The organism is Streptomyces sp. SID5643 (assembly GCF_009872555.1).
In the GTDB taxonomy this organism is placed as follows: domain Bacteria; phylum Actinomycetota; class Actinomycetes; order Streptomycetales; family Streptomycetaceae; genus Streptomyces; species Streptomyces iakyrus.
Genome location: NZ_WWIC01000280.1, coordinates 1 through 4769, shown reverse-complemented (window position 1 = coordinate 4769; position 4769 = coordinate 1). Strand labels below are relative to the sequence as shown.

General features: G+C 71.0%; 3 protein-coding genes. 2 read left to right on the top strand and 1 reads right to left on the bottom strand.

What is annotated here, in order from left to right:
- Together GTY56_RS30855 and GTY56_RS30850 are read left to right on the top strand one after the other, a co-directional pair.
- A partial coding sequence (locus tag GTY56_RS30855) for an LCP family protein (protein WP_237525112.1) occupies positions 1 to 1570 on the top strand: 1570 nt, incomplete at its 5' end.
- A 225-nt stretch (positions 1571 to 1795) separates the two neighbouring features.
- Positions 1796 to 3454: an LCP family protein gene (locus tag GTY56_RS30850; RefSeq protein ID WP_161368578.1), complete on the top strand. Its 1659-nt coding sequence runs from the start codon at positions 1796 to 1798 to the stop codon at positions 3452 to 3454.
- A gap of 76 nt (positions 3455 to 3530) precedes the next feature.
- On the opposite strand, the gene GTY56_RS30845 is transcribed toward GTY56_RS30850, so the two are convergent.
- Positions 3531 to 4568 (bottom strand): glycosyltransferase family 2 protein, encoded by a 1038-nt coding sequence (locus GTY56_RS30845; protein WP_161368577.1) that lies wholly within the window; start codon positions 4566 to 4568, stop codon positions 3531 to 3533.
- Positions 4569 to 4769: the final 201 nt, after the last annotated feature.

The following is a 4769-nucleotide window of genomic DNA, read 5'->3' as shown; positions in this document are numbered from 1 at the left end:
GGCCACCCCCGCCCGGCGCGCCGGGGCCGCGGCACCCGGTGATGACGCCCCCTCCCCGCGCAGACGCACCGGCGCCCCGGCCGAGGCGGCCGCGGGACGGCGCGGACGCCGCCCGGCGCCGAAGAAGGCCAGGGGCAAGAAGGTCCTGATGTGGACCGGCGGTTCACTGGCCTTCGTCCTGATCGGGGCGAGCGGGGCCGCCTACCTCTACTACGAGCACCTCAACGACAACATCACGTCCGTCTCCGACGACGGCGCCGGCACCGGCGGGTTCAGCAAGGACCGCGCGATCAACATCCTGCTGATCGGCACCGACAAGCGCACCGGCAAGGGCAACGAGGGCTACGGCGACAAGGACAGCGCCGGGCACGCGGACACCACACTGGTGCTGCACGTCGCCAAGGACCGCTCGAACGCGACCGTGTTGAGCATTCCGCGGGACCTGATCACCGACATCCCGGACTGTCCGACGACCCAGGAGGACGGCACCGAGAAGATCATCCCGGGCCAGCAGCGCACGCGCTTCAACAACAGCCTCGGGCAGGAGGACCGCACCCCGAGCTGCACCATGCGCACGATCACCGAGCTCACCGGGCTGAAGATGGACCACTTCATGGTGGCCGACTTCAACGCGGTCAAGACGCTGACCAGCGCGGTGGGCGGGGTCGACGTGTGCCTGGCCAAGGACATCAAGGACAAGGACTCCAAGCTCGACCTGCCCAAGGGCGAGCACACGATCGAGGGCGAGGAGGCGCTGGCCTTCGTCCGCACCCGGCACTCCGTGGGCTTCGGCGGTGACCTGAGCCGGATCGAGCTGCAACAGCAGTTCCTGGGCTCGATGATGCGCAAACTGAAGTCCAACGACACGCTCACCAGCCCGTCGAAAATGATCAAGCTGGCCGAGGCGGGTACCAAGGCGCTGACCGTCGACTCGCAGATCAGCACGATCAAGAAGCTGGCCGATCTCGGGGCGGAGCTGGGCAAGTTCGACACGAAGAACCTCACGTTCGCCACCGTGCCCGTCGTCGACAACCCCGCGGAGAAGGTCAAGGCCACGGTGGTCCTGAAGGAGCCGCAGGCCCAGCAGCTGTTCGCGATGGTCCGCGACGACGTGTCGCTGACCGACGTGAAGCAGCAGAAGAAGAAGGAGAAGGCCGCCGAGGCCGCCCGGCTCAAGGGCCCCAAGGCCGCGGCCTCCGAGGTGCGGGTGCGGATCCTCAACGGCGGTGCCGTCGCGGGCAGCGCCCAGGAGACCCTCAGCTGGCTACAGGTCCAGGAGGGCGTGACCAAGTCCGAGAACGCGGGCAACGCCGAACAGCCCCTGGCCAAGACCACGCTGGAGTACGGGCCGGACGAGGCGGACCAGGCCCGCCGGCTCGCCGCGATCATGGGCCTGTCCGGGGCCGCGATGAAGCCGGGCAAGAGCGTGACCAACTCCCAGGGCGTGCCCGCGATGACACTGACCCTCGGCAAGGACTTCGAGGGTGCGGGCGTGCCCCTCACCACTCCGGCGAAGGTTCCGGAGGACGTCCAGAAGGCCACGGCCGACAAGGTCGAGTGCGCGAAGTGACCTGACCGTCCCGTCCTGCGTCTAACAGGTCGACGGAGCATGCCCGGACGAATCGGCCGGGTGTACATCCGACCGGGCATGTCAGTGGTCCAACCAGTAGCGGGGACGGCCGTGCGCCGCGGATCACGGGGGAACCCGTGGTCCGGGCGGGCACGGGGCGCCCGCGATCCGAACACGACGCGGGGCGGACCCGGGGGTCGGCCGCAGGGGTGGGGAGGCAGGGGCATGGCGCAGAGTGACGTGCGCGGAGGCGGCACCCGGCGCGAGTCGGGCGGCGGCCTGGCCCAGGACGAACGTCCGGGGACGGCGGCGTCCGCCGCGGGCGGGGGTGCGGAGGGCGGGGGCGGCCAGGGCCCCGGGCCTGGCCGGCGACGCGGCGGCGGACGGATAGTGCGCTGGTTCGCGCTCGTGCTGTCCGTACTGATACTCGGGACGGCCGGCGCCGGATACCTCTACTACCGCCATCTCAACGGCAATATCGACAAGGGCAGACGCAACAGCGGTGAGTCCGACGTCAAGAAGACCGGGCCCAACGCGGCGGGCCAGACCCCGCTCAACATCCTGCTGATCGGCTCCGACAGCCGGAACTCCGCGGAGAACGTCAAGCTCGGCGGCAGCAGGGACAACGTCGGCAGCAAGCCTCTGGCGGACGTGCAGATGCTCCTGCACGTCTCGGCGGACCGCGAGAGCGCGTCCGTGGTGAGCATCCCGCGGGACACCCGGGTGGACATCCCCAAGTGCGTCGACCCCGACACCGGGGAGACCTACCCGGCCAAGAACACGATCATCAACGAGACGCTCCAGCGCGGCGGCCCGGGCTGCACCCTGGCCACCTGGCAGAACCTCACCGGCGTGTACGTCGACCACTGGATGATGGTCGACTTCGCCGGAGTGGTGGACATGGCGGACGCCATCGGCGGTGTCCCGGTCTGCGTCAACCAGAACGTGTGGGACCGGCCGCTGTCCGGCCAGCGGGGCGGCTCCGGACTGAAGCTGAAGGCCGGCACGCACAAGGTGCAGGGCAAGGAGGCGCTGCAGTGGCTGCGCACCCGCCACGCCTGGGGCAGTGACCCGCTGCGCGCCAAGGCGCAGCACATGTACATGAACGCCATGATCCGGACGCTGAAGGAGCAGAACGTCTTCACCGACACCGGCCGCCTGATGGGCCTGGCCGAGGCGGGCACGAAGGCGCTGAAGGTGTCCGAGGAGATCGGCACGGTCAAGGAGCTGTACGACGTCGGCATGCAGCTGAAGTCGGTCCCGACCAACCGCATCACGATGACGACGATGCCGTGGATCGAGGACCCCCTGAACCGCAACCACCTGGTGCCCAAGCCGGAGGACGCCGACAAGATGTGGGCGATGCTCCGCGACGACGTCTCCTTCGACAAGGCCGGAAAGGCACGCGCGGACGCGGGCTCGGATCCGGCCCCGGCATCGGTGGAGGCCACGGGTCCGGCCGCCGCGCCGGCCGCCGGACTGTCGGTCACCGTCGTCAACGGGACGGCGAGCGACGAGCGGCCCGCCGTTGCGGGGCGGGCCGCCGCGATCGTGGCGGCGCTTCAGCAGGAGGGCTTCACCCGGGCCGTCGCCGCGAGCCGGCAGGACCCGCACGCCCGCACCCAGGTGACGTACCCGAAGAGCACCGGGGAACAGGGCCGTGCCAACGCGCTGTCGGTGGCGAAGGCGGTCGGCATCCCGAGCAGCCAGGTGCGGGCCACGGACGACGTCACCACCACGCTGACGATCGGCAGCGACTGGCAGGAGGGCACGGCCTACCCGAAGCAGAAGGCGCCCGAGGCGGGCGACCTGCCCGACTCCGCGGACGCGCTGAGCGCGGACAAGACGGAGTGCATGGACGTGTACAAGCCGTACCAGTGGTGATCACGTTCGCGGCATGAGAGAGCGGGGCCCGCCGTCCGGGAGGACGGCGGGCCCCGCTTCGTGCCGGGGGGGCGGGTCAGCTCGCGGCGGCGTCGGCGCGCACCGCGGGGCGCCGGGAGGCGATGACCTTCTTCGCCAGCGCCCGCGGGCTGGTCAGGAAGCCCCAGCCCCACGACATGTGCATCGTGGCCAGCGCCACGGGGATCCGGAGCCGCGCCTTCAGGGGCAGGCCCTTGCCCGCGGGGACCGAGCCGAGCAGGATCGCCGCAAGATAGCCGCCGGGCACCACGAAGCCCCACGGCGTCAGCAGGGCGCCCACCAGGACGCCGGCGCCGATCGCGCACACGGCGGTCGGCGGGGCGAGGTAGCGCAGGTTGATCGAGCCCTCGTGGTAGCGGGCCACCACGTGCCGCCAGCGGCCGTAGTCCTTGTACTGCTTGGCCAGCGCCTTCACGCTCGGCCGCGGCCGGTACGACACCTTCAGCTCGGGCGAGAACCAGATCAGCCCGCCGGCCTCACGGATGCGGAAGTTCAGCTCCCAGTCCTGGGCGCGGATGAACTCCACGTTGTAGCCGCCCTGCTGCTCCAGCGCCTCGCGCCGGAACACACCCAGGTAGACGGTCTCGGCCGGGCCCGCCTGGCCACCGGTGTGGAAGGCGGCGTTGCCGACCCCGATCTTCGAGGTCATCGCGGCGGCGACCGCGTGCTCCCAGTCGTTCTCGCCCTCGGCGTGCATGATGCCGCCGACGTTCTGCGCGCCGGTCTCCTCCAGGAGCCGTACGGCGGTCGCGATGTAGTTCGGCGAGAGCATGCCGTGCCCGTCGACGCGGACGACGATCGGATGCCGGGAGGCGTTGATCGCGGCGTTCAGCGCGGCGGGCGTACGGCCGGTGGGGTTGGGGACGGTGTGGACACGCGCGTCTTCGGCCACGAGCTCGGCGGCGATCTCGTCCGTGCGGTCCGTGGACGGACCGAGGGCGATCACGACCTCCATCTCGCCGGCGTACTCCTGCGCGAGGATCGCTTGGACTGCTCCCCGCAGATGCCGCTCCTCGTTGAGGACGGGCATGATCACGGAAACGGCGGGGTGCCGCACGTCGGGATTGGCGTTCATAGGGGGCTCACGTTACCGCGAACGGGGGACACCGTTGCGCGCCGCCGGGGCGGTGGCGCGGGCCGCAGATCGTATCGGCCTACGGTTTCACGGATCCCACGTACGGCCGTCGTCCGGAGGTGCCCCATGCCCACGCCGCCGCGGTCCCCTCGGTCCGGCGCCGCTCCCCCCCGCCGCCCCCGGCCCCCCGCTCCCCGCCGC